This window comes from Pseudomonas sp. 910_23 (assembly GCF_052850795.1).
Window position 1 is genome coordinate 229,456 of record NZ_VXCZ01000006.1, and the last position, 26,632, is coordinate 256,087.

Consider the following 26,632-nt stretch of genomic DNA (forward strand, 5'->3'; position numbering starts at 1 on the left):
CGGAGTATCGGCGTCACCAATAATAACTGGCCCTAGAAGCCAGCCCTTGCAGGGAGCGCGCTGATGGACGATACACCCGGCAACGAGCCACTACGCAATGACTTTTCCGAACTCAACGCCGACCTGCTGCACGCCATCATGGAACTGGTCAGTGACGGGATCTGGGACTGGAACGCCACGACTGGCTACGTCTACCGCAACCCCGGCTGGTACGAAATGCTCGGTTACTCCCGAGACTCGCTGGAAAACAACGTGTTCACCTGGGAAAGCGTGATCCATAGCGAGGATTACCCCCGCGTGATGGCGTTGTTTGATGACTACATCAGTCAACGCTCGCCCCTTTATCGCGCCGAATACCGCTGCCGGAAAGAAGACGGCACTTACCTGTGGATCGAGGATCGTGGCTACATCATTGCACGCAACCCCGACGGCTCAGTGGCGCGCATGGTGGGCGCGCACCGCGACATTCATACGCGTAAATGCTCCATTGAACGCCTGCAAAAGCGCAACCAATCCCTTGAGGCACTGGTGGCAGAACGTACCCTTGAGCTATCGCGGGTCAATCAACAATTGCAGATACAGCTGGACGAAAACCGTTCCCTGGCCGAGCGCGACGCGCTGACGCGCATCGCCAACCGTTATCGCCTGGAAAAATGCCTGCTGGAAGAATGCGACCGCGCCGAACGCTTTCGTGTGCCCCTGGCGCTGGTGGCGATGGACATCGATGACTTCAAGCCGGTCAATGACCGATACGGTCACGGCGTCGGTGATCAGACGTTGATAGGGGTGGCGGAACGTCTGGAAAGCTGCGTACGCACAACTGACCTGCTGGCTCGCTGGGGCGGCGATGAGTTCATGGTGGTGCTGCCTGCAAGCAACCTGGACACGGCGAAGGAATTGGCCGAAAGGATTCGCCGTGCAATCAAACAGTCGCCTATCGTCAACGACCTCAACGTCACCCTGAGCCTGGGGATTGTAGAGCGGCGCATGGGTGAGTCTCCCGCCGCGCTGGTGGCAAGGGCTGACCGAGCGCTATATCGGTCCAAGGCGGCTGGCAAAGATGGGGTGTCGGATTAATGCAGACAAGCGCTCCTTCCGATTTGGAATGACCCGGCGACTTTATTTCGTTTGCGGCAAGGCCCGGTGCGCGGCTTAGATAAACCACGCCCAGCCTTGTCGAGTACGCGATTCATGAGCCACGCCAGCATCAGCCAATCGATTTCCATCGTCCATCCCATCAGCCTCAGCCACGGTAAAAACGCTGAGGTGTGGGACACCGCGGGCAAACGCTACATCGATTTTGTCGGCGGTATCGGCGTGCTCAACCTGGGCCATTGCCATCCGGGCGTAGTGGCGGCGATTCGCGAGCAAGCAACCAGGCTTACCCACTACGCATTCAACGCCGCACCGCATACGCCCTACATCGAGTTGATGCAACGCCTGACGGCGTTTATCCCGGTGCACTACCCGGTCAGCGGCATGCTCACCAACAGTGGCGCGGAAGCGGCGGAAAATGCGTTGAAGATCGTCCGCGGCGCCACCGGGCGATCGGCGGTGATCGCCTTTGATGGAGCCTTCCACGGCCGAACCCTGGCGACCCTCAACCTCAATGGCAAGGTGGTGCCTTACAAGCAGAAGGTCGGCGTACTGCCTGGCCCGGTGTATCACCTGCCGTACCCCAGTGTCGATAACGGCGTGACCTGCGCCGAAGCGCTGAAGGCGATGGACCGTCTGTTCAGCGTGGAAATCGACGTAAACGATGTGGCCTGTTTCATCATCGAGCCGGTGCAGGGCGAAGCCGGTTTCCTCGCTCTCGATATCGAGTTTGCCCAAGCCCTGCGGTGCTTTTGCGACGAGCACAACATTCTGCTGATTGTCGATGAGATCCAGTCCGGCTTTGGTCGCACTGGGCAGCGCTTTGCCTTTTCGCGCCTGGGCATCGAACCGGATCTGTTGCTGCTCGGTAAAAGCATCGCTGGCGGCGTGCCGTTGGGTGCTGTGGTGGGGCGCAAGGCGCTGATGGACAACCTGCCCAAGGGCGGCCTCGGCGGCACCTACTCCGGCAACCCCATCGCCTGCGCGGCGGCACTGGCTACCCTTGAGGCGATGACCGATGAACACCTGCAAGCTTGGGGGGCACAGCAGGAGGCGGCCATTGTCAGCCGCCATGAAAGCTGGCGCTCACAACAACTGTCGCCCTACCTGGGCCGCCTCACCGGCGTCGGCGCCATGCGTGGTATTGAACTGGTGAATGTCGATGGCACTCCGGCCTCCAGGCAACTCACTCAGTTGCTGGGCCTGGCGCGAGACGCCGGCTTGCTGTTGATGCCCAGCGGCAAGTCGCGGCACATTGTGCGCTTGCTGGCACCGTTGACCATCGAGCCTTGGGTGCTGGAGGAGGGCCTGGATATTCTCCAGGCGTGCTTCGCGCAACTGGACCAATAACGTCACCTGCCCGAACCTGTCTTGACCTGATCCCCCACCCCGCCGAAAATGCCCGACGTTTTTGTCTCCCCGTTTACTACGCAGTGAAATTTTAATGCCTGATTCCTACACCGCAGAATCCGCCGAAGAATCCGTAACCGCCTTGCATGCCAAAGCCGAATACGAAAACGCCATCAATCTTTCACAGCATGTGCCAGCGGCCAAGATCATCAGCGAGATGGTGCTGGACGCGTTTCATACCTCCAAGGAAAGCGACCAGATCCGCGAGCTGCGCATCGCCATCCGCCAGGCCCATGACGCCTTCGACGATGACAAAGCCTACGACCTGATGGGCCAGCTCAAACAATTGAAGGACGCCGAAGCCGCCGATAACGCCGCCCTCGAAGACCTGAGCAGCAAGTTCTCGATCAGCCGCATCCTGTCCAGCTTCAAGGACGATCCCCAGTTTCAGGAACTGGTCTATGGCCTGGCCCTCAAGGTGCTGAACCAGTCGCATCAGGCCATCAGCAACCCAAGTGCCGGCAAGGGCAAGGCAGCACGTGCCAAGAAAGAAGCCGAAGTGTTTGTGATCAGCAAGGATGGCATCAGCGTCACCCTGCCGCTGCGCACACCGCGCTCCAGGCTCAGCGTGGACCGCGAAGCATTCGAGTTCCTGGGGTTCAACTTCGTCGGTGAAGGCGACGAGGCCGAACTGGAAGTGGAAAGCTTTGTGGATAACGCCGGTAATGAACAGCCGTTGAGCCGCAAAAGTGTGATTACTGCGCTGCAGCAGCAGACAGCGTTTGCCGGCTACAGCATTGCCCAGCAGTAACGCGGCAACACCGCTGGACTAAACATCACTTTCAAGAGATAGCACACTGTGGCGAGGGAGCTTGCTCCCTCGCCACAGTCATGGCTGGCTGCAGGTAATGTTTCAGCCAACACGTGCGATCTGCGCGGCAAACACCTCGCGAAAGCGTTCCATCTCCTGCTGGTTGCCCACCGTCACCCGCACCCATTGCGGCCAGTTCTGCCATACGCGCCCCACCAGCACATTCTGTGCGGCCAGCCGCTCAACCACCTGCTCAGCTGGTTGCTTTACATCGATCATGAAGCAATTGCTCTGGGAAGCCGTGCAGCTAAAGCCCCGGCCTTTGAGCCAGGCGACTGTCTCATCACGCAACCTGGCATTGAGCGCTTTGCGTTGGCCCACCAACGTGGTGTCCTCCAGGCTGGCACGTGCGCCCAATAGGCTGGCAGCGGCCGGGACGTTGTCACCGCCGAACACCGCCAGCCGCTCCAGCAGCGCCGGATGACCGATTGCCAGCCCCAGACGCGCTCCGGCCATGCCGTAGATTTTCGAGAACGTACGCAGCACCAACAGATCGTCGTGGTCGTTGACCCAACTCACACAGCTGGGTGCATCGCAGAAGTCGATATACGCCTCGTCCACCACCAGCACGCTACCTTGGGGTTTGTTCGCCAAGGCTTGGCGGATGGCCTCGGTAGGGGTCAGGGTGCCGGTGGGGTTGTTGGGGTTGCACAGGTACAACATGCCGGCCTGTGGGTCTGCCGCGAGCATGGCCGGTACATCATGGGCATGACCGGCGTCGAGGTTCACTTCATGCACCGGTGCCTTGATCGACTCGGCCGCCTGACGCACAAGTTCATAGGACGGTGTCGCCATGACCAGGCCACGGGTTTGGCTGGTAAACGCCAGCACCGCAAAACGCAGGGCCGCCATCGAGCCGGCAAACACCGCGACGTTTTCTTCGGCAACCCCCTGCTGGTGGGCAAACTGCGCGGCCAAGGCGTACATGTCCGGGTAGGGATAGCGCCCAGACGCTGCAATCGCTCGCTGCATCGCCTCACGGGCGGCGTCTGAAGGGCCGTAGGGGCTTTCGTTGTAGTTGAGCCGTACCTTGTCGGATTGAGCCGGCACCGGGCTGGCAACCGCCCAATCCAGCTGGCCAAGTACAGGTAACGCCGCCCCAAGCGCGAGAAGGGACCTACGGCTGAAGCTGACCATGGTGACTACTCCTTGTCGAAGTGCGAGGGATTCGCACAGGTCGGATATAACGGTATGACGAGAAAGCAGTTGCCTGATTTAGCGTCGGGACGTATCCCTGCACTAAGTACTTTATTGTCAACGCGAGCCCATGCAACACTTGCGCTGCCGCGAGCCTGGAACTAGACGTTCTGCCGGGTATGGACTGATGACTAAATGGAAGTGGTGAGCACTTGATACACAGACGAGAAAAAACCGAGCACTTGAAGAGCAATATCAAGTACTTGATCAAAAGTCGTGGCGAAACCCAGCTTTCGTTAAGCAATGCCGCCGGCGTGACCAGGACGACCATCTACAACATCCTGGAAGGCAAGGTCGTCAAAGTGCAACAGTCGACCATTCGCAAGATCTCTGATTTCTTCGGCGTTTCGTACGAAGAAATCGAGACCGTCAACTTTGAAGCCAAGGAAGTCATCGAAAGCAATGTTTCCCCCCTGGGCAACAAGAACCCGGCGGCAGTGCCTGTGCTCAAGGAAAGCCTGCTGATGCAGAACCTGGGCAAGCGCATCGGCGAACTGGCCACGCTTTACCCACTGACTTACTACTTCGGCAACTCCTGCAACTTGATCGGCGTTCGCCTGGAGCATGCGATTCCCGGCATCAATGAGCCGGGGGACTTGCTGATCGTGCAGAAAGGCGCATCGAGCGACGATAAAGAAAAGCTGGTGTACGACCGCGCCACCAAGAAGCTGTTCATCACCCTTGAACCCTGCGGCAACTCGGACCGCTTGTGCGTCATCGGCGATATTCTTGAGGAGCGCTTCAATGACAACCTTTGAAGGCGCCGTGGAAAACAGCAAATACAAGTTGCTGGGCTTTGAAAATGACAAGCGCCTGGCAGTGATCATGGTGATCGCCACGGGCAAGGTCGTCAAAATCAAGCTCAGTGAGGTGCTCAACAGCGAAATGATGGACAACTTCAACAAGCTGGAAATCAAGAACCTCTACAAGAAGTTCTATTCACAAGCAGGAGCACTCACCGCCTACGACATTAACGACCGCAATGAAAACTCGTGGATGATCTACATCATCCTGAACCTGTTGCTGTTCACGTTTTACATCTTCACCAGCATCGCCGCGACCAAACCGATCTACCTGGAATCCATGGGCATCATTGTGACGCCGGGGACTTTTTTGTACCCGCTGACCTTCTTGATTGTGGATCTGCTGAACGAGAACTTCGGCCTGCGCCTGGCCCGGCGAGCCATTATGTTTGCGTTTGCCAGCAATGCGATGATCATCATCCTGTTGTATGGCTCAACGTTCCTGCCGGGGCTGCCGGGCTGGAAACTCGATGGGCCGTATAACGACGTGATCCTGCAAGTGTCGTCGGTGCTGGTGGCCTCTTCGGTGTCGTTCCTGGTCTCGGAGAATATAAACTCCTACCTGCTGTGCAAGATCAAAGAACTGACCAACTCCAGGTACCTGTACCTGCGGATTTTCTTCAGCACCTTCTTTGCGGTGATTATCGACAGTTTTCTGTTCTGCTTTATTGCCTTCTACGGCGCCATGCAGACCAGCGATATCCTGAGCATGATCTATGTGCAGATTGCGATCAAAGTCGGTTTTGCGTTCTTCAATATTCTGCCTGCCTATGGGGCGCGCTCGTTGTTCAAGCGCTACCTGACCACTGCCAACGCTTGAAACCTATGTGGGAGGGGGCTTGCTCCCGATGGTGGTGGGTCAGCTAAGAATGTATTTGCCTCGACACCGCTATCGGGAGCAAGCCCCCTCCCACATTTGGACTTCATACATCAGGTAGAGCCTGGCGGGCCTTGGATGCGGTTACTTCAGTTGCAACTTGTGCTTCAGGCTCTGCATGACATCCGCCTTGTTTTGCAGGTAGTCATTCAAGCCCCGGGCACGCAGGTTGCACGCATCGCAGTTGCCGCAGCCGGTGCCAATGACGCCGTTGTAGCAGGTCAGCGTCTGCTCGCGCACCAGTTCCAGTTGGTTGTGGTAATCGGCCAGGGCCCAGGTTTCGGCCTTGTTCAGCCACATCAACGGGGTGTCGAGGCTCACGTCGTATTCCATGCCCAGCTTGAGGGCCTGGTTCAATGCCTTGACGAACTCGTCACGGCAATCGGGGTAGCCCGAGAAGTCGGTTTCGCACACACCGGTAATCACGGCCTCGGCCTTGACCTGGTAGGCGTAGATCGCAGCCAGGGTCAAGAACAGGATATTGCGGCCCGGCACGAAAGTGCTCGGCAGGCTTTCGCCTGAGCTGTTAACGGTCGGTACCGGAATGTTGTCACGGGTGAGGCTGCTGATCGCCAGCTCATTGAGCAGCGACACATCCATCACTTTGTGCACGGTGGCGCCCAATTGCTTGGCCAACTTGCGGGCCACTTCGATTTCCGCCACATGGCGCTGACCATAATCGAAGGTGATGCAGTGCACTTCGTCATACTGCTTCAATGCCTGGATCAGGCAGGTGGTCGAGTCCTGCCCGCCACTGAAGACCATCACGGCTTTTTTACTCATTGCATTGCTTCCTGCATTTGTAGAATTGGGGTGTAGGAGCGAGGCGGGCGGCTAGCCCTTGCTCACGAAAAACGTCAACGATAACGCAGCGTATCCGGTTTAGCGCAGCGCTCAATAAAAAACCCCGCGCGTCTTTCGAAGGCGGGGCTTTTTTACTGCAAGACCACTCAGTGCGCGTAGGTCAGCAACAGCTCTTTCGGTACCTGGAAATCCAGGGACATCATCACGCTGAGCGCGGTGATGGTGAAGATCGAGAACACGAAGAGCTTGCGCGCCCAGACGGTGTCGTCCACCGCCTTGTAACCGGTCCAGGCCATGTACAACCAGTACATGCCCATGGCGGCGGCTACGGCGAGGTAGCTCATGCCGGCGTAGCCACTGAAGGTCAACATCAAGGTCGCCACGAGGAAGGCCAGGATGTAGAGCAGGATGTGTTTCTTGGCCACCTGGATACCACGCTTGACCGGCAATACCGGAATCGACGCAGCCAGGTAGTCATTGAAGCGGAAAATCGCGATGGCGTAGGAATGCGGCATCTGCCACAGGCTGAACATCACCAGCAGCACCAGCGCGGCCATGTCGAAGCTATTGGTTACAGCCACATAACCAATCACCGGCGGCATCGCCCCCGACAGGCTGCCCACCAGCGTGCCGTGAACCGACTTGCGCTTGAGGTACAGGCTGTAGAGGCCGACATAGATGACAAAACCGATCACGGCAAACAGCGCCGCCAACGGGTTGGCCACCTTGTACAACAACACTACGCCCGCAACACCCAGGATGGTCGCGAAGATCAGCGCCAGCTTCAGGGAAATAAGCCCCTGGACCAGCACTCGATTCTTGGTGCGTTCCATCTTGATGTCGATGTCACGGTCGATGCAGTTGTTGAACACGCATCCGGAAGCAACCACCAGGGACGTACCGATCATCGCAGCCAGGAAGATGGCCAGATCGACATGTCCCTTGGAGGCCAGGAAGAAACCGCCCGCCACAGAAAGCACGTTACCGAAAATGATCCCCGGTTTGGTGATTTGGATAAAGTGCTTAAGCGACATCGGGTCTTACCTCACTTCGCCATCATGTAGGTGTGGATGCTGAACATGATCCACAGCGACAGACCAACCAGCAGAACGATCACCAGGCCTGCGAACACAAACGCGATCACATTCTCGCGCTGCTCTTTGGAGCGATCCAGGTGCAGGAAGTACACCAGGTGCACCAGGACCTGAATCACCGCGAACGCCAGGACGATCATCAAGGTGATCGACTTCGGCAAGGTTGGGTACATCACCAGGCCGAACGGGATCAGGGTCAGGATGACCGACAGGATGAAGCCGATAGCGTAAGACTTTACGCTGCCGTGGCTCGAATCGTGGCTGTCATGGGAGTGTGCATTAGCCATTACAGAGTCCCCATCAAGTAAACGACGGTGAATACGCAGATCCAGACCACGTCCAGGAAGTGCCAGAACAGGCTCAGGCAGCTCAGGCGGGTCTTGTTGGTGTTGGTCAGGCCGTGTTTGTTGACCTGATAGATCATCACCGCCATCCACAGCAAACCTGCGGTTACGTGCAGACCGTGGGTGCCGACCAGCGTGAAGAACGCCGACAGGAAACCGGAACGGCTAGGACCGTAGCCTTCGGAGATCAGCAGGTGGAACTCGTTGATCTCCATGCCGATAAAGCCCAGGCCGAACAGGAAGGTCAGGCCCAGCCAGGTCAGCACGCCCTTCTTGTTGCCTTTGTAGAAGGCCAACATGGCGAAGCCGTAGGTGATCGAACTGAACAACAGCAAGGCGGTTTCGCCGAGCACGTAAGGCAGTTCGAAGATGTCGTGGCCCGACGGGCCACCCGCTACGTTGTTTACCAGTACCGCGTACACCGCGAAGATCGACGCAAACAAGATGCAGTCGGTCATCAGGTAGAGCCAGAAACCGTAGACGGTTATTGGCCCCGAGTCGTGGTGATGGTCATCGTGCCCATGGTCATCGACATGGGCGTGTCCAGCATTGGTCACTAAGTTCGACATGGTTTAAGCCTGTTCCAACGAGGTTTCTACACGGTTGGCCGGAATCTTCTTCTCGGCTACCAGGCGAGCGTGCTGCTCGGCTTCGATGCGTTCGATCGTTTCGACCGGCACCATGTAGCCTTGATCATCACGGGCAGCGTGAATGATGAAGTAACCGATAGTGCCCACCAGGCTCGCGATTGCCAGCCACCAGATGTGCCAGATCATCGCGAAACCGAACACGGTCAACAGCGCACCCATCACCACGCCAGTGGCGGTGTTGTTTGGCATGTGGATCGGCTCGTAATGCTTGGGCTTCTGGTACGCAGTACCGTCTTCCTTGGCTTCGGTGAATGCATCAATGGTGTTCGCAGTCGGGATCACAGCGAAGTTGTAGAACGGTGGTGGCGACGAGGTCGACCATTCCAGGGTGTGGCCGTTCCATGGGTCGCCGGACTCGCACATGTTCTTCTTGCGATCACGCACACTGACGTACAGCTGGATCAACTGGCAGGCGATGCCCACAGCGATCATCACCGCACCGAACATGGCAACGTACAGGTACGGTACCCACTCAGGGTTGGTGGTGGCGTTCAGACGACGGGTCATGCCCATGAAGCCCAGTGCATAGAGCGGCATGAACGCGACGAAGAAGCCCGAGATCCAGAACCAGAATGCAGCCTTGCCCCAGCCTTCGTGCAGCTTGAAGCCGAACGCTTTCGGGAAGTAGAAGCTGAAACCAGCGATGTAGCCGAATACCGCACCACCGATGATCACGTTGTGGAAGTGCGCGATCACGAACAGGCTGTTGTGCAACACGAAGTCAGCACCCGGGATGGCCAGCAGTACGCCGGTCATGCCGCCAATGGCGAAGGTCACCATGAAGCCCAGGGTCCACAGGACCTGGCTGGTCATGCGCAGACGACCGTGGTAGATGGTGAACAGCCAGTTGAATAGCTTCACCCCCGTCGGGATGGAAATCAGCATCGTCGCCAGGCCGAAGAAGGCGTTGACGCTGGCCCCCGAGCCCATGGTGAAGAAGTGGTGCAGCCACACCATGAAGCCCAGTACGGAGATCGCGCCCGATGCGTAGACCATCGAGTGGTGACCGAACAGGCGCTTGCCGGTAAAGGTCGAGATCACTTCGGAGAAGATACCGAACGCTGGCAGGATCAGGATGTACACCTCAGGGTGACCCCATGCCCAGAACAGGTTCACGTACATCATTGGATTGCCACCAAGTTCATTGGTGAAAATGTGGAAATCCAGGTAACGGTCAAGCGACAGCAGCGCCATGGTAGCGGCAAGGATCGGGAACGAAGCCACGATCAGCACGTTTGCCCAGGTGCAGGTCCAGGTGAAGATCGGCATGTCCATCAGTTTCATGCCAGGGGCGCGCATTTTCAGGACGGTGGCCAGGAAGTTGACCCCCGTCAATGTCGTCCCGAGTCCTGATAACTGTAGGGCCCAGATGTAGTAGTCCACACCCACGCCCGGACTGTATTGCAAGCCCGACAATGGCGGATACGCAACCCAACCGGTCTTGGCAAATTCGCCGACGCCCAGGGAAACGTTGATCAGCACCACGCCGGAAACCAGCAGCCAGAAGCTCAGGGAGTTCAGGAACGGGTAGGCAACGTCACGCGCACCAATCTGCAGCGGCAAGGCAAGGTTCATCAAGCCGGTGAAGAATGGCATCGCCATGAAGATGATCATGATCACACCGTGGGCGGTGAAGATCTGGTCATAGTGTTCAGGTGGCAGGTAGCCAGGCGAACCCTCGGTGGCCATGGCCAACTGGGTACGCATCATGATGGCGTCGGCAAAACCACGCAGCAGCATGACCATGGCAACGATGACGTACATGACGCCGATCTTCTTGTGGTCGACCGAGGTCAGCCACTCGGTCCATAGGTAGGACCACTTCTTGAAGTACGTAATACCCGCAACCAGTGCCAGACCACCCAGCGCGATCATGGCGATGGTCACCATCACGATCGGCTCGTGGAATGGGACCGCGTCCCAACTTAATTTACCAAACATCGTTTACTCCTCTGCCCCAGCAGTTGAATGCGCGCCTGTATCAGAACCTTCAACCGCGGCCACTTCTTTCTTCTCGTGCTTGACCGGCTTGCCTGGCTTCATACCTTCGTACTTGTCGACGATTTTCTGAAACAGGTCCGGCTCATACGCGGAGTACAAGGCGACAGGGTTGTTCTGGCTTGGTTTGGTCAGGGCGTCGTATTCAGCTTGATCAAGCTGTTTAGGTGCGGCCTTGACTGCAGCTACCCAGGCGTCGAAATCTTCCTGGCTTGTCGAGATCGCTTTGAATTTCATGCCGGTGAAGCCAGCGCCGCTGTAGTTGGCGGAGATGCCTTCCATTTCAGCTTTCTGGTTGGCGATCAGGTGCAGGCGGGTCTGCATGCCTGCCATCGCGTAGATCTGGCCACCCAGTGCAGGGATGAAGAACGAGTTCATCACGGCGTCGGAGGTGATCCGGAAGTTAAGCGGGGTGTGCTCCGGGAAGCGGATCTCGTTGACGGTGGCGATACCCAGGTCCGGGTAGATGAACAGCCACTTCCAATCCAGCGCGACCACTTGGATGTTCACAGGCTTCACGTCGGATTCCAGCGGACGGTACGGGTCCAGAGCGTGGGTCGACTTATAGGTGATGTAACCCAGGGCGATAATGATGAGGATCGGGACCAGCCACACCGCGATTTCGATCTTGGTGGAGTGCGACCACTTCGGCGCGTAGGTGGCGCTGGTGTTGGACGCGCGGTATTTCCAGGCGAAGGCGAAGGTCATCACGATCACAGGAACCACAACCAGCAACATCAGCAGGGTAGCGGTGATGATCAGGTTTCGTTCATCCAGACCGACCTGTCCTTTTGGGTCGAGCAAGGTCCACTTGCAGCCTCCCAGCATTAAAAACATGCCAAGCAGCGGCAAAAAGCCTAGTAATCGGGGGTACCTGTTTTTACTCATCTCACGACCTCTAAAGCAGCTTGCGCAATGCAGTTGGGTTTTGATCGCCAACACTTCACCCTGCCAAGGGTTGGCATTTCTCTTCGATTGAATAAGAGCCTGCCCGACACGTCATAACTGTACGTTTCACGGACCTGCAGTGAGTTCTTATTCGATTTCGTGGCTAAAGGCCTTGTTACAGACCAATTCCATTTGGTGCGGATAGTTGAAAGGCTGCCGGAACCTGGGGTCGCACAGAGCCTTCCATCTGCTCCTCGACCGCTCCAATGCTCAAATATTGAACAGCACCGGACATTCAGTGCGGGCGATTGTAGTTAGCTAGCGATGTATAAACCATGTCTTATAAAGAAATAATTTTTATCGATTCCAGCAACAATCCTTCACCAAAGTTGCAAAGATTCGCGATCTTATCGCGTTCGATTCTCAACAAAAACCACAAAAATTGCCGTGTTATTGGGCAGATTGCCACTTCCCTTACAGCCTGTAAGGGCATGACCAATGGATGCAAGTGCCCATAAACCAAGGGATTCGCAGATCCATCAAGCTCTCCAGACTCGCGCCCGTCACGGCACGGCCAGGCCCACGAACTGACAGCACAATTTGTGCGCAGGGTGCAAATTTAAGGGTCGATTCGGCGGGTCAGAAACGTCCTGCGACAGCGTCCGTGTGACAACATGTCGCACGCTGCGCGCACCTTAAGTTGCCCCTCGTCACAGCGCTTTCACAAATCCCTACAAACCAAAACGCTCCGGCCTACTCAAGAAGGCCGGAGCGTTTTGTCGCTGCGAGGGGTCAGGCTTTGGGATGACGGTTGCGGTAGATACACAGGGGTACCAGGACCACTGTCAGCACGAACGCCACCAGCGCCCATTGGGCCAGGGACAGGCCGAGGATCGGCGGGTAAGGGGTGCTGCAGAAACCATCGACCTGGAACCCCAGGGGAAACACTTTGGCCAGGGGCAGATCATCGACGATCGGTTGCAACACATCGATGCCGCAGCTGACCTGAGGAAAGAACTGGGTGTACACATGGTGGCCGGCGGCGGCCACGCCGCCCAAGGCGCTGAGCACCACCAACCCTTCAAAGAAGGTCACCGCGCCTTTGGTGCGCATGGCGGCACCGATAAACGCGAAGACCGCAATCAGCAGCAAGGCATAGCGTTGCAGGATACACAGCGGGCACGGCGCTTCGCCCAGCACCACTTGCATGTACAGCGCGCCGCCAATCAGCGCCAGGCAGATAATGCCCAGCAACACCAGAAAGCGCCGCTCCCTGCCCAAACGCATGTCGTCAATCATCCCCGTCTTTCCCTTTCTCTGATTATGGTTGTGCCTGATGGCAACAAGTTTACACACAGGCAGTGGTTAAAACAGAGAGGGGTTAACAGCGGATTAATCATGGTAAATGTAGTGATTATGCGGACGCCACCGCGGGCAAGCCCGGCTCCCACAGAGAACGCATTCCAATGTGGGAGCCGGGCTTGCCCGGGATGATGCCGATACGGTCAATGGGCTAAAATCTATTCAAGCGCCGCCGCCGGGCCGAAGAACTCATAGCGAGCCTGCTTATCCGGCACACCCAGGGCCTTGAGGTGACGCTTGATCGCCGCCATGAAGCCCTTGGGCCCCAGGAAGTACGCATCGATATCACGGTCTTCGGGCAACCAGGCCGCCAGTTGCTCCTGATTGAGCATCCCGATCTTGTCCGCCGCCGGGCTGATACCGTCATCCTCGGCGTAGCAGTAGAAGCGCTTGAGCTGCGGGTGCTTGGCCGCCAGGGTGTCCACCCAGTCACGGAACGCATGCACCCCGCCATTACGCGCACAGTGAATAAAGTGCACCGGCCGCTCGCTCGCCAGGGCTGCTTCGAGCATCGGCAGGGTTGGCGTAATGCCCACCCCGCCGCTGATCAGCACCAGCGGCTTATCGCTGGCAGCCAGGGTGAACTCGCCCGACGGTGGAAACAGGTCAACCGTCGCGCCAACGTGCATCTGGTCATGCAGGTAGTTGGACACTCGCCCGCCGGCTTCGCGCTTGACGCTGATGCGGTACATGCCGGTATCGGTGAGGGCCGACAGGGAATAGTTGCGACGCACCTCTTCGCCGTCGAGGACCAACTTCAGGCCGATGTACTGGCCGGGCTCGGCAGCCAGGATCGGGCCATTGTCCACTGGGGCGAAATAGAAGGAGATGATCTCGTCACTCTCCTCCACGCGCTTGACCAACAGGAATGGTCGCGCCCCCCGCCAGCCGCCGGGCGCCTGGGCTTTTTCGTCGTAGATGGCCGCTTCGGCACCGATCAAAATGTCCGCCAACTGGCCGTAGGCCGCGCCCCAGGCACTCATCACCTCAGGGGTGGCAATCTCGCTGCCCAGCACTTCGGAAATAGCCCGCAGCAAGCAGGCACCCACAATCGGGTAATGCTCCGGCAGGATCTGCAAGGCCACGTGCTTGTTGATTATCTTGGCCACCAGGTCACCCAACTGGTCCAACTGGTCGATATGCCGCGCATACATCAGCACGCCATTGGCCAGGGCCCGGGGCTGGTCGCCGCTGGCCTGGTGGGCCTGGTTGAACAGCGGGCGGACTTCGGGATACTCGGACAGCATCATGCGGTAGAAGTGGGTAATCAGTGCTTCGCCGCCGCTTTCCAGCAGGGGCACAGTGGATTTGACGATGGCACGGTCTTGGGCACTTAGCATGGCAGACTCCTGGGTCTTTTTACTCATTACCTTTAGGTAGTCAGTATTCGTGCCAACTAATAAATTCTTAATTTTCAACAGCTTAGATATTTTGTAGTCAATATGACTTCTTACGCTTTATAGTCATATCGACTACAAGGAGTCATTATGACTGCAAAATCGCTGCTCACCGCCCTGCTGCCGCTGGTCGCCGACCTGTCCCGCGAATTGCCCGAAGGCGAGCGCTACCGCCGCCTGCTGCAAGCCATGCGCGCCCTGCTGCCGTGTGATGCCGCCGCGTTGCTGCGCCTGGATGGCGAATGGCTGGTGCCACTGGCGGTGGATGGCCTGAGCGCCGATACCCTGGGCCGCCGTTTCAAGATCAGCGAACACCCGCGCTTTGAAATATTGCTCAGCAGCCCCGGCCCTACCCGCTTCGACAGCGACAGCCAATTGCCCGACCCCTATGACGGCTTGGTCGCCGGTTTGCACGGCCACCTTGAAGTCCACGACTGCATGGGCTGCCCGCTGTTTATCGACGATCAGCCCTGGGGCCTGCTGACCCTTGACGCCCTCGATAACGAACGCTTTGAACGGGTCGAACTGGACGCGCTGCAAGCCTTCGCCAGCCTGGCCGCGGCCACGGTCAATGTGGCTGAACGCATTGAGCGCCTGGCGCTACGGGCCGAGGACGAGCACCAGCGCGCCGAAATCTATCGCCAGGCCAGCGGCCAGCAGCACAAGGAAATGATCGGCCAGAGCAAAGCGCACAAACGGCTGGTCGAGGAAATCAAGCTGGTGGGCGGCAGCGACCTGACCGTGCTGATCACCGGCGAAACCGGGGTCGGCAAGGAACTGGTGGCCCAGGCGATCCATGCCGCGTCATCGCGTGCCGACAAGCCGATGATCAGCCTAAATTGCGCCGCGCTACCGGAAACCCTGGTAGAGAGCGAGCTGTTCGGCCATGTGCGCGGTGCTTTCACCGGCGCGTTGAATGAGCGACGGGGCAAATTCGAACTGGCCAACGGCGGCACGTTGTTCCTGGACGAAGTGGGTGAACTGTCATTGAGCGTGCAGGCCAAGCTGCTGCGCGTATTGCAAAGCGGCCAGTTGCAGCGCCTGGGCTCGGACAAGGAACACCAGGTGGACGTGCGCCTGATTGCCGCCACCAACCGCGACCTTGCCGAAGAGGTGCGCAATGGCCGCTACCGCGCCGATTTCTACCATCGCCTGAGCGTGTACCCGCTGCAAGTGCCGGCGCTGCGTGAGCGCGGACGGGATGTGCTGCTATTGGCAGGCTTTTTCCTCGAACAGAACCGGTCGCGCATGGGCCTGGGTAGCTTGCGCCTGACCAGTGACGCCCAGGCGGCGCTGCTGGCTTACAACTGGCCGGGCAATGTGCGCGAACTGGAACACCTGATCGGACGTAGCGCGCTCAAAGCCTTGGGCAACTGTCGCGAACGCCCGAAGATTCTCAGCCTGAGCGCCCAGGACCTGGACTTGCCTGACATCAGTGCAGCGGTGATTGATGTACCAGTGCAAGCCGCGCCCATCGCCACTGGCGACCTGCGCCAGGCCACCGAGCACTATCAGCGCCAGATCATCAGCGCCTGTCTGGAACGTCATCAGCACAACTGGGCCGGCGCCGCCCGCGAACTGGGCCTGGACCGCGCCAACCTTGGGCGCATGGCCAAGCGCCTGGGCCTGAAATAGACCAGGCAACTCGGTTAAATGTGTTTCGCTTGGAAAACCGGGTTTACCGGTTTGGGTTTACGAAACACCAATACATTCCCCAACATCACCAGCACCAGCCCCACCAACGCCGGCGCCGTCCATTGGTAGCCCTCGGCGAATGCAGACACATTCAACGCCACCACCGGAAACAGCACGGTACAATATGCCGCTTTTTCCGGCCCCATGCGGCCGACCAGGGTGAGGTAGGCGGTAAACCCAATCACCGAGCCCGGGATCACCAGGTACCACAGCGCACCGATATACCGTGCGCTCCAGTCCATCTCGAAGGGAATGCCACGCACTGCGCAATAGGTCGCCAACATGGCTGCCCCATAGGCCATGCCCCAGGCATTGGTGGTCAACGGTTTGAGCCCGGCCTTCTGTTGCAGGCTCGACAGCATATTGCCCGCCGAAAAACACAGCGTTCCCAGCAGCGCCAAGCCCAGCCCGAGCAAGGTCTGCGGGCTGGCGGTATGCCCGGCCAGTTCCGGCCAGAACAGAAAGCCCAGGCCCAGCAGCCCCAGCGCGCCGCCCGTCAATACGTTACGTGCAACCCGCTGGCCGAAAAACACCCGGGCATTCAGGGCATTCCACAAGGTCGCCGTGGAAAACACCACGGCGACCAGGCCACTGGGGATCCACTGGCTGGCGGTGAGAAAGCACATGAAGTTGACGCAGAAAAGGCACAGCCCTTGGGCCAGGCAAATCAGGTGCCCGCGGCGGTTCATCACCTGCAATTTGCGGCTGAGCAGCAACAGCGCGAACAGCACCAGCGCCGCCAGGCCGAAGCGGTAGACAATCGACACGGGAATCGCCACCACGCCCAGTTGCCATTTGAGCGCGATCCAGGTGGTACCCCAAATCAGCACCGTGAGTAAGTACAAGAAGAGGTTCATAGCAGGCTCCGACGATTGAGCCACAGTGTTGCGGTTAATCGCCCTGAGGTTCTTGCACATTCTTGCGCTTTTGTCGGGTGACGGGCTCACAGCGCTCGCCGCCGGGAGTAGGATGCAAGGCGTCGGAGAACACACCATGCCAGAGCTGGAATCGCTGCACGTCTTTCAATCCCTCAACCGCTCGCCCCACGCACGCCTGGAAGCCTGCGCCGAGCTCGGTGACGGTTTGTCTGCGGCCGTGTGGAGCAACCACCACGATGCCCAGGACTATCAGGCGCCCAGCCATCACACCTTGTCCTGCTATATCGGCGGCGGCACTGGCACCTTTCGTCGCGACCGACCGGGTACCAAGGGCGGCCCCGACAAATTGTGCATTCTGCCGGCCGAGCACCAGTCGGCGTGGGTGATCAATGGCGAGATTCGCCTGGCCCACGTGTATTTCAGCCCGGAGCAATTTGCCCTCGGCTGCGTCACCCTGCTGGACCGCGAGCCGCGGGAATTGCAGTTGCGTGAGACGACCTTCCTTGAAGACGCCCGCCAGGCCCGGCGCTTTCACCAGCTGATTAGCCTCAACTGGCTCGAACCCTCAGAGCGCTTGCTGACCAGCAGCCTGGCCCATGAGTTGCTCAGCCACACCCTGCTCAACCAGGTCGGCGTACGCGAGGGCCTGCGCCTCAAAGGCGGGCTGGCGCCGCACCAACGGCGGCGTCTGGTGGAGTACATCGACCACCATGTCGAAGACTCCATCAGCCTCGGCCAGTTGGCATCGATGTGCGCGCTGTCGGAATACCATTTCGCCCGGATGTTCCGTCAGAGTTTCGGCGTGCCGCCCCATCAATACCTGCTGGCACGCCGTCTGGCGCGGGCGCAGACCCTGCTGCGCAACAGCACGCTGCCCCTGGGTGAGGTGGCTTTGAGGTGCGGTTTTTCCAGCGCCAGCCATTTCAACCAGCGCTTTCGCCAAGCCTTGGGGGCCACCCCGGGCGAATACCGCCAGGCATTACGCGCCTAGGCCATCAAGCCCAGCGTCGTCGCCTTGGCCACCGCCTGTGGCGTGAAGATGGCGCATGAATGGGGTGGATAGAGGGTTATCAGAAGAGTCGATGAACGCAGCACAACTGTTGCGTAATTGGTAACAGTCCTTGTCCTGAACTGCTATTACTCATTTTGTTACAAGCGACTATTCTTACCTCGCTTTCAGGGCAAATGGCCCGCTCCCTGCTTGGGGAGAACAGCAGATTTACAACGGATTGATCCCGTATTCAGTCTGTTACCGGTGTTCACTGACGTTGATTTGTCGCTCCTTGATCCAACGTCTTACTTCGGCCGCTGCTTATGCAGCGGCCTTTTTTATGCCTGAAATAAAACGGGGCGTCATCGACGCCCCGCGAGATTCATTGATGTTCCGGCAATGATCAGAGGCTGAACTTCTGCAAGTTGGCCATCATCTCCTTCAATGCCTCAATGTTGTCCTTGGGATGTGCAGCCCCTTCGAAATCACAGATCTGCTGCCAGTGCGCCGCCACGTCGTCCGGCGAGAAGCCCGCTTCGGGATCAAACCCCACCCCAAGGCTGCGCTCCCAACGGGTCTTGCCGATCCAGCCGCCACCCACTTCGAACAACCCTGAAGTTTCCTGGCAGGCTTCACTGCCCAAATACACCACCAACGGGCTGACCAATTCCGGCTTGAGCCGCTCGAATACCTGGGGCGGGATCAGCCCTTCGGTCATGCGCGTACCGCCGGTAGGGGCGATGGCGTTGACCAGGATATTGTTCTTGCGCCCTTCCAGCGCCAGGGTGCGGGTCAACCCATACAGGCCCAGCTTGGCCATGCCGTAGTTGGACTGGCCGAAGTTGCCGTAGATGCCTGACGTGGAGGCGGTGAAGATCACCCGGCCATAACCTTGCTCGCGCAGATGGGGCCAGGCGGCACGCGTAACCTTGTAGGCGCCTTCGACATGCACCCGGTAAACCAGATCCCAGTCGCTGTCGTCCATCTTGTGGAAAGTCTTGTCGCGCAGGATCCCGGCGTTGTTGACTACCACGTCGATCCGGCCGAAGACATCCAGAGCGTTCTGTACGATCTTGTCACCGTCGGTGACCGAATCATGGTTGGCCTCGGCAATGCCGCCTGCCGCGCGAATCTCTGCTACCACCCGGTCGGCCGCCGAGGCGTTGGCGCCCTCGCCCTGGGTGGAGCCACCCAGGTCATTGACCAGCACTTTGGCTCCGTGCCTGGCGAACAGCAGTGCATGAGCACGGCCCAGGCCACCGCCGGCACCGGTGACGATCACGACCTTATCCTGGAACTGCACTGATTCACTCATACCGAACTCCGCTGGCGACAATGGGAATAGGCAGAGTGTCACGCACAGCGCCTTTGGTCACAATAAAGACGGCCGAGGCTGAATGGTGCTCGATAAGGCAGCAGGATGATACCCGCTGGAGAAGCCAGGCTCAGGAATAGACCGCTTGCGGCGAAGGCTGGCCGATGCGATCACGAAAGGCCTGATAATGCCTGAGCACCTGCACCGGCGCCTCGATCTGCGGGTAATGGCCGATATCGGCCAGCAATACCGTGTCGGCGTGGGGCACCAGTTGCTCAAAGCGCTCGACCATATGGCCGCCGGAAATCGGGTCCACCTCGCCGTCGATCACCCGCATCGGCACGCTGCCGTGCTGCATGGCGGCCACCCAGCGATCACGCAGGCGTCGACGCTGGGGAATGTAGGCGATCAGTTTGTGCAGGATACGCGGCCCGTCGTTGCAACTGATCAGACTCCAGAAATCATCCAGAGCGCTTTCACTGGGCCGCGTTCGCGGGCCGAATATCTGGCTGAAACTGCTGGCCAGGGCATTGCGCCCATAAGCCCGGCCGATCATCCAGCCCAACGGGCTGAGCAATAACTTTTGCACCAGGGTGGGACGGTGGGTTTCCGGGAACAGCCCGCCGTTGAGAAATACGCAACTGGCCATCTGGAACCGGCCTTCGTAATGCCGGGCAAGTAACTCCTGGGCGACACTGTCGCCATAGTCATGGGCCAACACATGCACCGGCTGCTCCACTCCCAGGTGTTCAAGCAACGCCTGTTGCAAGTCGGCTTGCTCCAACAGGCAATAGTCGTGGTTCAGGGGCTTGGCCGAGTCACCAAAACCGAGCATGTCGCAGGCAATCACCAGATTGCGCTGGGCCAGGGGCTGCCACAGGTAATGCCAATCCCAACTGGCGGTGGGGAAGCCATGAATAAGCAGCAGAGGCGTGCCCTGCCCGGCCACCCAGTAACGCAGGGTACGGCCACGAAAGACGAAGTCCTGGCCGCGTTTGCGCCAGGCTCTGAGCGGTATCTCGGCGAGTGGCATCAGCTTTTATACCCGGGGTTCTGGTGGTCCAATTTGCGCAGCAGCGCCGGCCAGGCCAGCGCACCTCCCATACCTTGGGCGCTTTTTGTGACAGCCGCCACCATCGCCTTGGCGCCAGCCAGGATTTGCGGTTCGATGGCAATCAGCTGCGCTGCGCCGTTTTGCGCCAGCACCTGGATCTCGCAGGCGCGCTGGAAGGTGAACATCATCAGGAAGGTATCGGCGATGGTGCCAGCACAGGTCAACAAGCCGTGGTTATGCAGCATGAGGAAATTGTTTTGCCCCAGGTCCGCCTGCAAACGGGCTTTTTCCTCGTGGTTCAGCGCTACGCCTTCGTAGGCGTGATAGCCGAGGCTGGACAGCACAAACAGCGACTGCTGACTGATGGGCAATACGCCTTGCTTCTGTGCGCAAACCGCCACACCGGCAGCGGTGTGGGTATGCAACACGCAGGTCACGTCATGGCGCACTTCGTGGATGGCGCTGTGGATGGTATAGCCCGCGGGGTTGATCTCGTAGGGGCTGTCCATTTGCTTGTTGCCGGCCTGGTCAACCTTGACCAGGCTCGAGGCCGTGATTTCGTGGAACATCAGCCCATAAGGGTTGATCAGGAAATCTTCCGTGCCCGGCACCTTGGCCGAAATATGCGTGAAGATCAGATCATCCCAACCATGCATCGCCACCAGGCGATAACAGGCCGCCAGGTCAACGCGGGTTTGCCATTCGGCAGCACTGACCTGGGCTTTGATGTTTTCTGGCGATGATGCAGGGGCTAGGCTCACGGCAACGTCCTCCTTGGCGCACTTGTTATTGTGTCTAAGTGAGAGCCAGTCTAGGGGGCGTTCTCAATTAGTTTCCCCGTCGCGCCGGGTCTGCTGTTGTGCAGGGCAAGGCGCGAGAAGCGAGGTTTGGTCATTCCAAATAAGCTTCGAGCAACGCAGCCCTGCACAACAGCAGGCCCGGCCCTTCGGGTTGTGCCTTAAAGCGGGCCAGCCTGCGTTGCAGGCCTTGGAAAGGGAACAACCATTCCCTGCGGCCTGCGCCTCGCCTGGCCCGCTTTAAGGCGACAACGCGGCGGGGAAACTAATTGAGAACGCCCCCTAGTCAGACGCCGTGGCACAAGGAGTTGCCTTCGCAGCCAGCTTGATGACTGAGCGAGTCAGCCAAGAGAATAGTACAACGGCCGCCCCTTCGCTCAACCGCGTAGCGCGACGACCAGTTCAGCCAGCCAAGGCTCGGCGTCGGCTTCCGGGGTCACGCTTTCGCTGGCGTCCAGGCGCAGCATCGGCAGCACTTCACGCACGCCCAACTCGCCGAACAGTTCGCGCATTTGCTCGCCGCCACCGCAGAACGTATCGCCATAGCTGGCGTCACCCAGGCCGATGACCGCGCCCGGCAGCCCGCGCCAGGCGGCGGGGAGTTGGTCGCGAATGCTTGAGTACAGCGGTTGCAGATTGTCGGGCAACTCGCCCATGCCGGTGGTCGAGGTCACCGCAAGGAACGCATCGGGAGCAAACGCCTGCACCTCGTCCAGGCTGGCGCGAGGGTTGTGCCTGGCTTCAAAACCGGCGTCTTTGAGGATTTTTTCCGCATGGCGAGCGACTTCTTCAGCCGTACCGTAGACCGAGCCGGAAAGGATGGCGACTTTCATCAATCTGATCCTGTAGTTGAGTCAAAGCCTGGGATATTAGCAGTCTGTGCCGATAATTCAGCGCGCAGCGTGCAAGAATCAAGACTTGCCTTAAACTTGCACCGTCAAACACTAGCCATGGACCGCTCAATGATTAACGCCAAGCTGCTGCAAATGGTCGTCAATGCCTCCAACGATGGGATCGTCGTTGCCGAGCGTGAGGGCAAGGACAAACCGCTGATCTACGTCAACCCTGCGTTCGAACGCCTGACCGGCTACACCCTGGACGAGATCCTGTATCAGGACTGCCGCTTCCTCCAGTCCGGTGACCGTGACCAGCCGGCACTGATGGCCATTCGTGAAGCCCTCGACAACGGCGGCGCATGTCGCGAGATCCTGCGTAACTACCGCAAGGACGGCACTCACTTCTGGAATGAGCTGTCACTTTCGACGGTGTACAACGAGGCGGACAGGCAAACGTATTTCGTCGGTGTGCAAAAAGACGTCACCACTCAAGTCAAGGCGCAGCAACGCGTCGCCCAGTTGGAAGCGCAGTTGGCCGAGCTTAAAAACGAGCTCGCGGCGCTCAAGGCGACGAGTGGAATTAACAAACTGTAAAAAACGCAGTCTTTAGAGCGATAATGGCTTTTTAATGCCTCAGCCTTGAGCCAGATCAATGCACCGCGACACGCTTTTGACGCAGGACGAACTGGACTTTATCCAGGACATGCAGCACAACCCGCAGCTCAATCTGCGGGATGCGTGGTCGAGCCTGACGGTTAATGGTGGCGCGCAGATTCGTGATTTGCTCACGCGGCTGGCCGCTCACGACCAGGTCACCATCCAGGCGCAGTTCGACAACCAGCAACTTACCTTCCCCCTGCGCCTGGTGGAAGATGAGTTTCATGCGGTGCATCTGCGCCTGGGCGTGCCGAGCATTTTCGAAGACGGGCCGATGATCCGCCCGTGGCGCCTGGCCCTTGAAGCGCCCGTGGCGCTGGAAAACGTCAAGGGCTACCCCAGTGCATTGTGGGTGCACGAAGTATCATTCAAAGGTGTACTGGTAGAAGTGCGCGGCCGGGCCAAACCGCCCAAAACCTTTTCCCTGTGGTTCAGCCCTTCCGGCTACGAGCGTATCGCGCTTCGCGGCACACTGGAGCGGGAAACCGCCCGAGGCCTGTTCGCTTACCGCCTGAACCAGAGTGATGCAGATGAGATCGAGCGCCTGCGCCAGTTCATTCTGCACCAGCACCGCCTGGTTCATCCCCACGTGCACGCCTGAGTTCAGGTATCCAGGCGACCGCTGAGAAACTGCTGCAAGCGGCGCTGCATCAAACGTCCGTCATTGCCCAGGCAACCTATCGATGAGCCTGCCAGGCTGTGCTCGGCGAGGTCCGAGGCATCGCCAGCCAACAGCAACGGGCAATTGAGCGTCAATGCCAGGCGACTGAGCCGCGAAGGCAGTTCTGCACCGGGAGAATGGTTGGAAAACAGCACCAGGGCTTGTGGCCGAGTTCTCTCGCAGACCAGCGTCAACTCATCGAGCGGTTGGCCAACACCCAGGACTTTTACCGCGAGCTTGTCGCTGGATATCAATAAACCCGCGACCAATAATTCCAGCTCACGACACTCGCCGGCGATGGCGACCAGCAACACCCTCGGTGCCGGTGAAGCGCACGCCAATTGCAGCCGTTGAGCGGTGCGCGAACGCAGGAAGTTGTCGAAAAACAGCCATTCGCTGGCTTGGCCAAAACGCCCCTGGTGACGCAGCAATTGCTGCCAGAGGGGCATCAGGATGTCCTGAAATACCACGGTGGTTGAATAAGCGCTGAAGATCTGGCCGTACAACTGCCCCAGTTCACGATCGTCAAAAGCGCTGATGGCCACCCGCAGTTGCGCCTGCCACTGCTGCCATTCCAGTTCGGTATCGCTGCGTGACGCCGTGGCCAGCTCGCCGGGCCGTTGATCGCGCGCCAGGATCTTGCCCACTTTGCTCACCGCCACGCCGCGTTCGATCCAGTCAAGAATGCGATGAACCGTGTCGATATCGGTGCTTGAGTACAGCCGATGCCCACTTTCGGTGCGAACGGGCTGAATCAAGCCATAGCGACGCTCCCAGGCACGTAATGTCACCGGGTTAACACCTGTAAGTCTTGCCACTTCACGAATTGGAAACAGCACCTCGGCGTCAGCCTGACTATCGGGTGCTGCTTCAAGAGACGGAGCTATGATTTGGGACATCAGCTGTCAGCAATATCCATATGGATTTGGATCCTATTTAACGCCCATTGAAGCCCATGATTCAAGATCTACGGCGATCCATCCGAAGTTTCTGGCGTATTTCGGCAAAACAGGAATAATCCTTGCCTGTTTTTTACGTCGCTGCAGCACCCCGCAGCCTCGTTCGTGCGCCGCTTACCCGGCCCAGCGCACTCGATACCTGGAGATACACCATGTCTACCTCACCCGTCACGTTGATGGTTGCGCGCCGCGTCGCCAAAGGTCGCTACGAAGAATTGATGGCTTGGCTGCGCGAAGGCGAGCAATTGGCCACTGACTTCCCGGGCTACCTGGGTTCCGGCGTACTCGCCCCGCCACCCCATGATGATGAGTTCCAGATCATCTTCCGCTTCGCCGATGAGAAAACCCTGCACGCCTGGGAATTTTCCGCCTCGCGCAGCGCCTGGCTGAGTCGCGGCAGCGAGCTGTTTGCCAACCCTTGCGAGCGTCGTGTCAGCGGTATCGATGGCTGGTTTGGTGCCGTAGGGGCACGCCCGCCGCGCTGGAAACAGGCGGTCGCGATTTGGCTGGCGTTCTTCCCGGTGTCTTTGTTGTTCAACTTCGGTCTCGGCCCGCTGCTTGGCGAGTTGGACCTGTTCAGCCGTGTACTGGTCAGCACCGCCGCCCTGACGCCGCTGATGGTTTACTTCTTTATTCCGCTCTCGACGCATCTGTTGGCGAACTGGCTGCACCCCTCGCCACCGCGCAAAGTCACCGAAGCCGCCGTATGAGCACAGGGGCCGGGTCGCTGGTATAGTTTGCGCCTGCCAGCGACTTGAGCCTCCCATGATTGCAACCCACGCACCGATCCTGATCACCGGTGCCGGCCAGCGCGTCGGCCTGCATTGTGCTGAGCGCCTGTTGGATGATGGCTACTCGGTGATTTTCAGTTACCGCAGCGAACGCCCAGGTGTGCAAGCGCTACGTGAACGAGGGGCCATCGGCGTATTTGCCGACTTTTCCGGCGAAGCCGGGATTCTTGCCTTCATCGCGCAGTTGCAAACCCATACCCAAAGCCTGCGTGCGATCATCCACAATGCTTCGGCCTGGGTCGCGGAAACACCGGGCGACGCAAGCCACGCGTTTATCGACATGTTCAGCGTACACATGCTTGCGCCGTACCTGATCAACCTGCATTGTTCACCCTTGCTGCAACGCTCTACACCTGCCGATATCGTGCATATCAGCGATGACGTGGTGCGCAAGGGCAGCCGTCAGCACATCGCCTATTGCGCCACCAAGGCCGGCCTCGACAGCCTCACGCTATCGTTTGCCGCGCAGTTCGCGCCGCTGATCAAGGTCAACGGTATCGCGCCGGCCATGGTGATGTTCAACGAAGGCGACGACGCGGCCTATCGCGCCAAGGTCCTGGCCAAGTCGGCCCTGGGCATCGAGCCCGGGCCTGAGGTGATCTACCAGAGCGTGCGTTACCTGCTGGACAACCCCTATGTCACCGGTACCACCCTGACCGTCAACGGCGGGCGGCATATCAAGTAAGCCGTTTGCGAGGATGTTGTATGACCCTTTCCCTGCCCCACCACTACCGCGAAATCCTCAAGGGCCTGGGCGAAGACCCAGAGCGCGAGGGCCTGCTCGACACGCCCAAGCGTGCCGCCAAGGCCATGCAGTACCTGTGTCATGGCTACGCGCAGAACCTGGAAGAAATCGTCAACGGCGCGCTGTTCGCCTCCGACAATGACGAGATGGTGATCCTCAAGGACATCGAGTTGTACTCGTTGTGCGAGCATCACCTGCTGCCCTTTATCGGCAAGGCGCACGTGGCCTATATTCCGACCGGCAAGGTGCTGGGCCTGTCTAAACTGGCGCGCATCGTCGACATGTTTGCCCGGCGCCTGCAGATCCAGGAAAACCTTACGCGGCAAATCGCCGACGCCATCCAGGACGTGACCCAGGCCGCCGGCGTGGCGGTGGTGATCGAAGCCAAGCACATGTGCATGATGATGCGCGGCGTAGAGAAACAGAATTCAACCATGAACACCTCAGTGATGCTCGGCGCCTTCCGCGAATCGAACACCACGCGCATGGAGTTCCTGCAATTGATTGGACGGAGCAAGTAGCA

Annotated in this window: 27 protein-coding genes; 12 read left to right on the plus strand and 15 right to left on the minus strand. The window is 58.9% G+C overall.

All coding sequences use genetic code 11. From position 1 onward, the window contains the following. Positions 1-63 precede the first annotated feature (63 nt). From FW800_RS09670 to FW800_RS09680, 3 genes are all read left to right on the plus strand, one after another. A complete protein-coding gene (locus FW800_RS09670; RefSeq protein WP_032879571.1) occupies positions 64-1,077 on the plus strand; it encodes a diguanylate cyclase domain-containing protein in 1,014 nt (337 codons plus the stop codon). A 114-nt stretch (positions 1,078-1,191) separates the two neighbouring features. After that, a complete protein-coding gene (locus FW800_RS09675; protein WP_103734913.1) occupies positions 1,192-2,445 on the plus strand; it encodes a 2-aminoadipate transaminase in 1,254 nt (417 codons plus the stop codon). Positions 2,446-2,539: 94 nt separating this feature from the next. After that, the gene (locus FW800_RS09680; protein WP_032879566.1) at positions 2,540-3,256 is read left to right on the plus strand and encodes a hypothetical protein; all 717 of its coding nucleotides are present in this window, start codon (positions 2,540-2,542) and stop codon (positions 3,254-3,256) included. Positions 3,257-3,358: 102 nt separating this feature from the next. Here FW800_RS09680 and ptaA read toward each other — a convergent pair whose 3' ends face one another. Then, positions 3,359-4,453, minus strand: a complete 1,095-nt coding sequence (gene ptaA / locus FW800_RS09685; protein WP_446437489.1) for a pyoverdine biosynthesis transaminase PtaA — start codon at positions 4,451-4,453, stop codon at positions 3,359-3,361. Between the two features lie 212 nt (positions 4,454-4,665). Here ptaA and FW800_RS09690 point away from each other — a divergent pair, with 212 nt between their 5' ends. Continuing rightward, positions 4,666-5,271: a helix-turn-helix transcriptional regulator gene (locus tag FW800_RS09690; RefSeq protein ID WP_005791243.1), complete on the plus strand. Its 606-nt coding sequence runs from the start codon at positions 4,666-4,668 to the stop codon at positions 5,269-5,271. Next, on the plus strand, positions 5,258-6,136 hold the full coding sequence (locus FW800_RS09695; protein WP_446437490.1) for a queuosine precursor transporter: 879 nt from the start codon (positions 5,258-5,260) through the stop codon (positions 6,134-6,136). Before FW800_RS09690 ends, FW800_RS09695 begins: the two co-directional genes overlap by 14 nt. Positions 6,137-6,277: 141 nt before the next feature. Here FW800_RS09695 and queC read toward each other — a convergent pair whose 3' ends face one another. From queC to hmpA, 8 genes are all read right to left on the minus strand, one after another. After that, entirely contained in the window at positions 6,278-6,976 is a 699-nt protein-coding gene (gene queC, locus FW800_RS09700) for a 7-cyano-7-deazaguanine synthase QueC (RefSeq protein ID WP_248160736.1), read from the minus strand. 167 nt (positions 6,977-7,143) lie between these two features. Further along, positions 7,144-8,031: a heme o synthase gene (gene cyoE, locus FW800_RS09705; protein WP_005791249.1), complete on the minus strand. Its 888-nt coding sequence runs from the start codon at positions 8,029-8,031 to the stop codon at positions 7,144-7,146. 11 nt (positions 8,032-8,042) lie between these two features. Further along, the gene (gene cyoD / locus FW800_RS09710) at positions 8,043-8,378 is read right to left on the minus strand and encodes a cytochrome o ubiquinol oxidase subunit IV (RefSeq protein WP_003194051.1); all 336 of its coding nucleotides are present in this window, start codon (positions 8,376-8,378) and stop codon (positions 8,043-8,045) included. Continuing rightward, positions 8,378-9,004, minus strand: coding sequence for a cytochrome o ubiquinol oxidase subunit III (locus FW800_RS09715; protein ID WP_005791252.1), 627 nt, complete (start codon positions 9,002-9,004; stop codon positions 8,378-8,380). The genes cyoD and FW800_RS09715 overlap by 1 nt, the downstream gene beginning before the upstream one ends. A gap of 3 nt (positions 9,005-9,007) precedes the next feature. Next, on the minus strand, positions 9,008-11,026 hold the full coding sequence (gene cyoB / locus FW800_RS09720; protein WP_005791254.1) for a cytochrome o ubiquinol oxidase subunit I: 2,019 nt from the start codon (positions 11,024-11,026) through the stop codon (positions 9,008-9,010). 3 nt (positions 11,027-11,029) lie between these two features. Continuing rightward, positions 11,030-11,971 carry a ubiquinol oxidase subunit II gene (gene cyoA / locus FW800_RS09725; protein ID WP_005791256.1) on the minus strand — a complete coding sequence of 314 codons (942 nt, stop codon included), beginning with the start codon at positions 11,969-11,971 and terminating at the stop codon, positions 11,030-11,032. Positions 11,972-12,763: 792 nt separating this feature from the next. Then, the gene (locus tag FW800_RS09730; protein ID WP_032879561.1) at positions 12,764-13,270 is read right to left on the minus strand and encodes a disulfide bond formation protein B; all 507 of its coding nucleotides are present in this window, start codon (positions 13,268-13,270) and stop codon (positions 12,764-12,766) included. Positions 13,271-13,491: 221 nt separating this feature from the next. Then, entirely contained in the window at positions 13,492-14,673 is a 1,182-nt protein-coding gene (hmpA, locus tag FW800_RS09735) for an NO-inducible flavohemoprotein (protein ID WP_032879559.1), read from the minus strand. 147 nt (positions 14,674-14,820) lie between these two features. On the opposite strand from hmpA, the gene norR reads away from it, so the two are divergent. Beyond that, positions 14,821-16,365, plus strand: coding sequence for a nitric oxide reductase transcriptional regulator NorR (gene norR, locus FW800_RS09740; protein WP_148852672.1), 1,545 nt, complete (start codon positions 14,821-14,823; stop codon positions 16,363-16,365). A gap of 14 nt (positions 16,366-16,379) precedes the next feature. Here norR and FW800_RS09745 read toward each other — a convergent pair whose 3' ends face one another. After that, a complete protein-coding gene (locus tag FW800_RS09745) occupies positions 16,380-17,282 on the minus strand; it encodes a DMT family transporter (RefSeq protein WP_032879555.1) in 903 nt (300 codons plus the stop codon). 136 nt (positions 17,283-17,418) lie between these two features. Here FW800_RS09745 and FW800_RS09750 point away from each other — a divergent pair, with 136 nt between their 5' ends. After that, positions 17,419-18,294, plus strand: coding sequence for a helix-turn-helix domain-containing protein (locus FW800_RS09750; RefSeq protein ID WP_446437491.1), 876 nt, complete (start codon positions 17,419-17,421; stop codon positions 18,292-18,294). Positions 18,295-18,697: 403 nt separating this feature from the next. On the opposite strand, the gene FW800_RS09755 is transcribed toward FW800_RS09750, so the two are convergent. From FW800_RS09755 to FW800_RS09770, 4 genes are all read right to left on the minus strand, one after another. Next, positions 18,698-19,609, minus strand: a complete 912-nt coding sequence (locus FW800_RS09755) for an SDR family oxidoreductase (RefSeq protein WP_248129138.1) — start codon at positions 19,607-19,609, stop codon at positions 18,698-18,700. A gap of 130 nt (positions 19,610-19,739) precedes the next feature. Continuing rightward, positions 19,740-20,642 (minus strand): alpha/beta fold hydrolase, encoded by a 903-nt coding sequence (locus tag FW800_RS09760; RefSeq protein WP_032879552.1) that lies wholly within the window; start codon positions 20,640-20,642, stop codon positions 19,740-19,742. After that, the gene (locus FW800_RS09765; RefSeq protein ID WP_005791271.1) at positions 20,642-21,424 is read right to left on the minus strand and encodes a class II aldolase/adducin family protein; all 783 of its coding nucleotides are present in this window, start codon (positions 21,422-21,424) and stop codon (positions 20,642-20,644) included. The genes FW800_RS09760 and FW800_RS09765 overlap by 1 nt, the downstream gene beginning before the upstream one ends. A gap of 413 nt (positions 21,425-21,837) precedes the next feature. After that, entirely contained in the window at positions 21,838-22,293 is a 456-nt protein-coding gene (locus tag FW800_RS09770) for a flavodoxin (RefSeq protein ID WP_446437492.1), read from the minus strand. A gap of 129 nt (positions 22,294-22,422) precedes the next feature. On the opposite strand from FW800_RS09770, the gene FW800_RS09775 reads away from it, so the two are divergent. Then, the gene (locus FW800_RS09775; RefSeq protein ID WP_216092086.1) at positions 22,423-22,890 is read left to right on the plus strand and encodes a PAS domain-containing protein; all 468 of its coding nucleotides are present in this window, start codon (positions 22,423-22,425) and stop codon (positions 22,888-22,890) included. 58 nt (positions 22,891-22,948) lie between these two features. Further along, a complete protein-coding gene (locus FW800_RS09780) occupies positions 22,949-23,554 on the plus strand; it encodes a hypothetical protein (protein WP_005791278.1) in 606 nt (201 codons plus the stop codon). A 2-nt stretch (positions 23,555-23,556) separates the two neighbouring features. Here FW800_RS09780 and FW800_RS09785 read toward each other — a convergent pair whose 3' ends face one another. After that, on the minus strand, positions 23,557-24,513 hold the full coding sequence (locus tag FW800_RS09785; RefSeq protein WP_446437493.1) for a MerR family transcriptional regulator: 957 nt from the start codon (positions 24,511-24,513) through the stop codon (positions 23,557-23,559). A 212-nt stretch (positions 24,514-24,725) separates the two neighbouring features. Between FW800_RS09785 and FW800_RS09790 the strand changes: the two genes are divergently transcribed. Genes FW800_RS09790 through folE form a run of 3 tightly spaced genes read left to right on the plus strand, consistent with a single transcriptional unit; the run spans position 24,726 to position 26,630 of the window. Further along, entirely contained in the window at positions 24,726-25,283 is a 558-nt protein-coding gene (locus tag FW800_RS09790) for a hypothetical protein (RefSeq protein WP_005791281.1), read from the plus strand. 55 nt (positions 25,284-25,338) lie between these two features. Beyond that, positions 25,339-26,049: a dihydromonapterin reductase gene (gene folM / locus FW800_RS09795; protein ID WP_446437494.1), complete on the plus strand. Its 711-nt coding sequence runs from the start codon at positions 25,339-25,341 to the stop codon at positions 26,047-26,049. A gap of 20 nt (positions 26,050-26,069) precedes the next feature. Continuing rightward, complete coding sequence (gene folE / locus FW800_RS09800) at positions 26,070-26,630, plus strand: GTP cyclohydrolase I FolE (protein ID WP_005791285.1); 561 nt, start codon at positions 26,070-26,072, stop codon at positions 26,628-26,630. Positions 26,631-26,632 lie beyond the last annotated feature (2 nt).

Bases quoted from the DNA above. Each gene is read 5' to 3' on its own strand.
- FW800_RS09670 (WP_032879571.1), top strand. From the start codon at position 64: ATGGACGATACACCCGGCAACGAGCCACTACGCAATGACTTTTCCGAA.
- FW800_RS09675 (WP_103734913.1), top strand. From the start codon at position 1,192: ATGAGCCACGCCAGCATCAGCCAATCGATTTCCATCGTCCATCCCATC.
- FW800_RS09680 (WP_032879566.1), top strand. From the start codon at position 2,540: ATGCCTGATTCCTACACCGCAGAATCCGCCGAAGAATCCGTAACCGCC.
- ptaA (WP_446437489.1), bottom strand. From the start codon at position 4,453: ATGGTCAGCTTCAGCCGTAGGTCCCTTCTCGCGCTTGGGGCGGCGTTA.
- FW800_RS09695 (WP_446437490.1), top strand. From the start codon at position 5,258: ATGACAACCTTTGAAGGCGCCGTGGAAAACAGCAAATACAAGTTGCTG.
- queC (WP_248160736.1), bottom strand. From the start codon at position 6,976: ATGAGTAAAAAAGCCGTGATGGTCTTCAGTGGCGGGCAGGACTCGACC.
- cyoE (WP_005791249.1), bottom strand. From the start codon at position 8,031: ATGTCGCTTAAGCACTTTATCCAAATCACCAAACCGGGGATCATTTTC.
- cyoD (WP_003194051.1), bottom strand. From the start codon at position 8,378: ATGGCTAATGCACACTCCCATGACAGCCACGATTCGAGCCACGGCAGC.
- FW800_RS09715 (WP_005791252.1), bottom strand. From the start codon at position 9,004: ATGTCGAACTTAGTGACCAATGCTGGACACGCCCATGTCGATGACCAT.
- cyoB (WP_005791254.1), bottom strand. From the start codon at position 11,026: ATGTTTGGTAAATTAAGTTGGGACGCGGTCCCATTCCACGAGCCGATC.
- cyoA (WP_005791256.1), bottom strand. From the start codon at position 11,971: ATGAGTAAAAACAGGTACCCCCGATTACTAGGCTTTTTGCCGCTGCTT.
- FW800_RS09730 (WP_032879561.1), bottom strand. From the start codon at position 13,270: ATGATTGACGACATGCGTTTGGGCAGGGAGCGGCGCTTTCTGGTGTTG.
- hmpA (WP_032879559.1), bottom strand. From the start codon at position 14,673: ATGCTAAGTGCCCAAGACCGTGCCATCGTCAAATCCACTGTGCCCCTG.
- norR (WP_148852672.1), top strand. From the start codon at position 14,821: ATGACTGCAAAATCGCTGCTCACCGCCCTGCTGCCGCTGGTCGCCGAC.
- FW800_RS09745 (WP_032879555.1), bottom strand. From the start codon at position 17,282: ATGAACCTCTTCTTGTACTTACTCACGGTGCTGATTTGGGGTACCACC.
- FW800_RS09750 (WP_446437491.1), top strand. From the start codon at position 17,419: ATGCCAGAGCTGGAATCGCTGCACGTCTTTCAATCCCTCAACCGCTCG.
- FW800_RS09755 (WP_248129138.1), bottom strand. From the start codon at position 19,609: ATGAGTGAATCAGTGCAGTTCCAGGATAAGGTCGTGATCGTCACCGGT.
- FW800_RS09760 (WP_032879552.1), bottom strand. From the start codon at position 20,642: ATGCCACTCGCCGAGATACCGCTCAGAGCCTGGCGCAAACGCGGCCAG.
- FW800_RS09770 (WP_446437492.1), bottom strand. From the start codon at position 22,293: ATGAAAGTCGCCATCCTTTCCGGCTCGGTCTACGGTACGGCTGAAGAA.
- FW800_RS09775 (WP_216092086.1), top strand. From the start codon at position 22,423: ATGATTAACGCCAAGCTGCTGCAAATGGTCGTCAATGCCTCCAACGAT.
- FW800_RS09780 (WP_005791278.1), top strand. From the start codon at position 22,949: ATGCACCGCGACACGCTTTTGACGCAGGACGAACTGGACTTTATCCAG.
- FW800_RS09785 (WP_446437493.1), bottom strand. From the start codon at position 24,513: ATGTCCCAAATCATAGCTCCGTCTCTTGAAGCAGCACCCGATAGTCAG.
- FW800_RS09790 (WP_005791281.1), top strand. From the start codon at position 24,726: ATGTCTACCTCACCCGTCACGTTGATGGTTGCGCGCCGCGTCGCCAAA.
- folM (WP_446437494.1), top strand. From the start codon at position 25,339: ATGATTGCAACCCACGCACCGATCCTGATCACCGGTGCCGGCCAGCGC.
- folE (WP_005791285.1), top strand. From the start codon at position 26,070: ATGACCCTTTCCCTGCCCCACCACTACCGCGAAATCCTCAAGGGCCTG.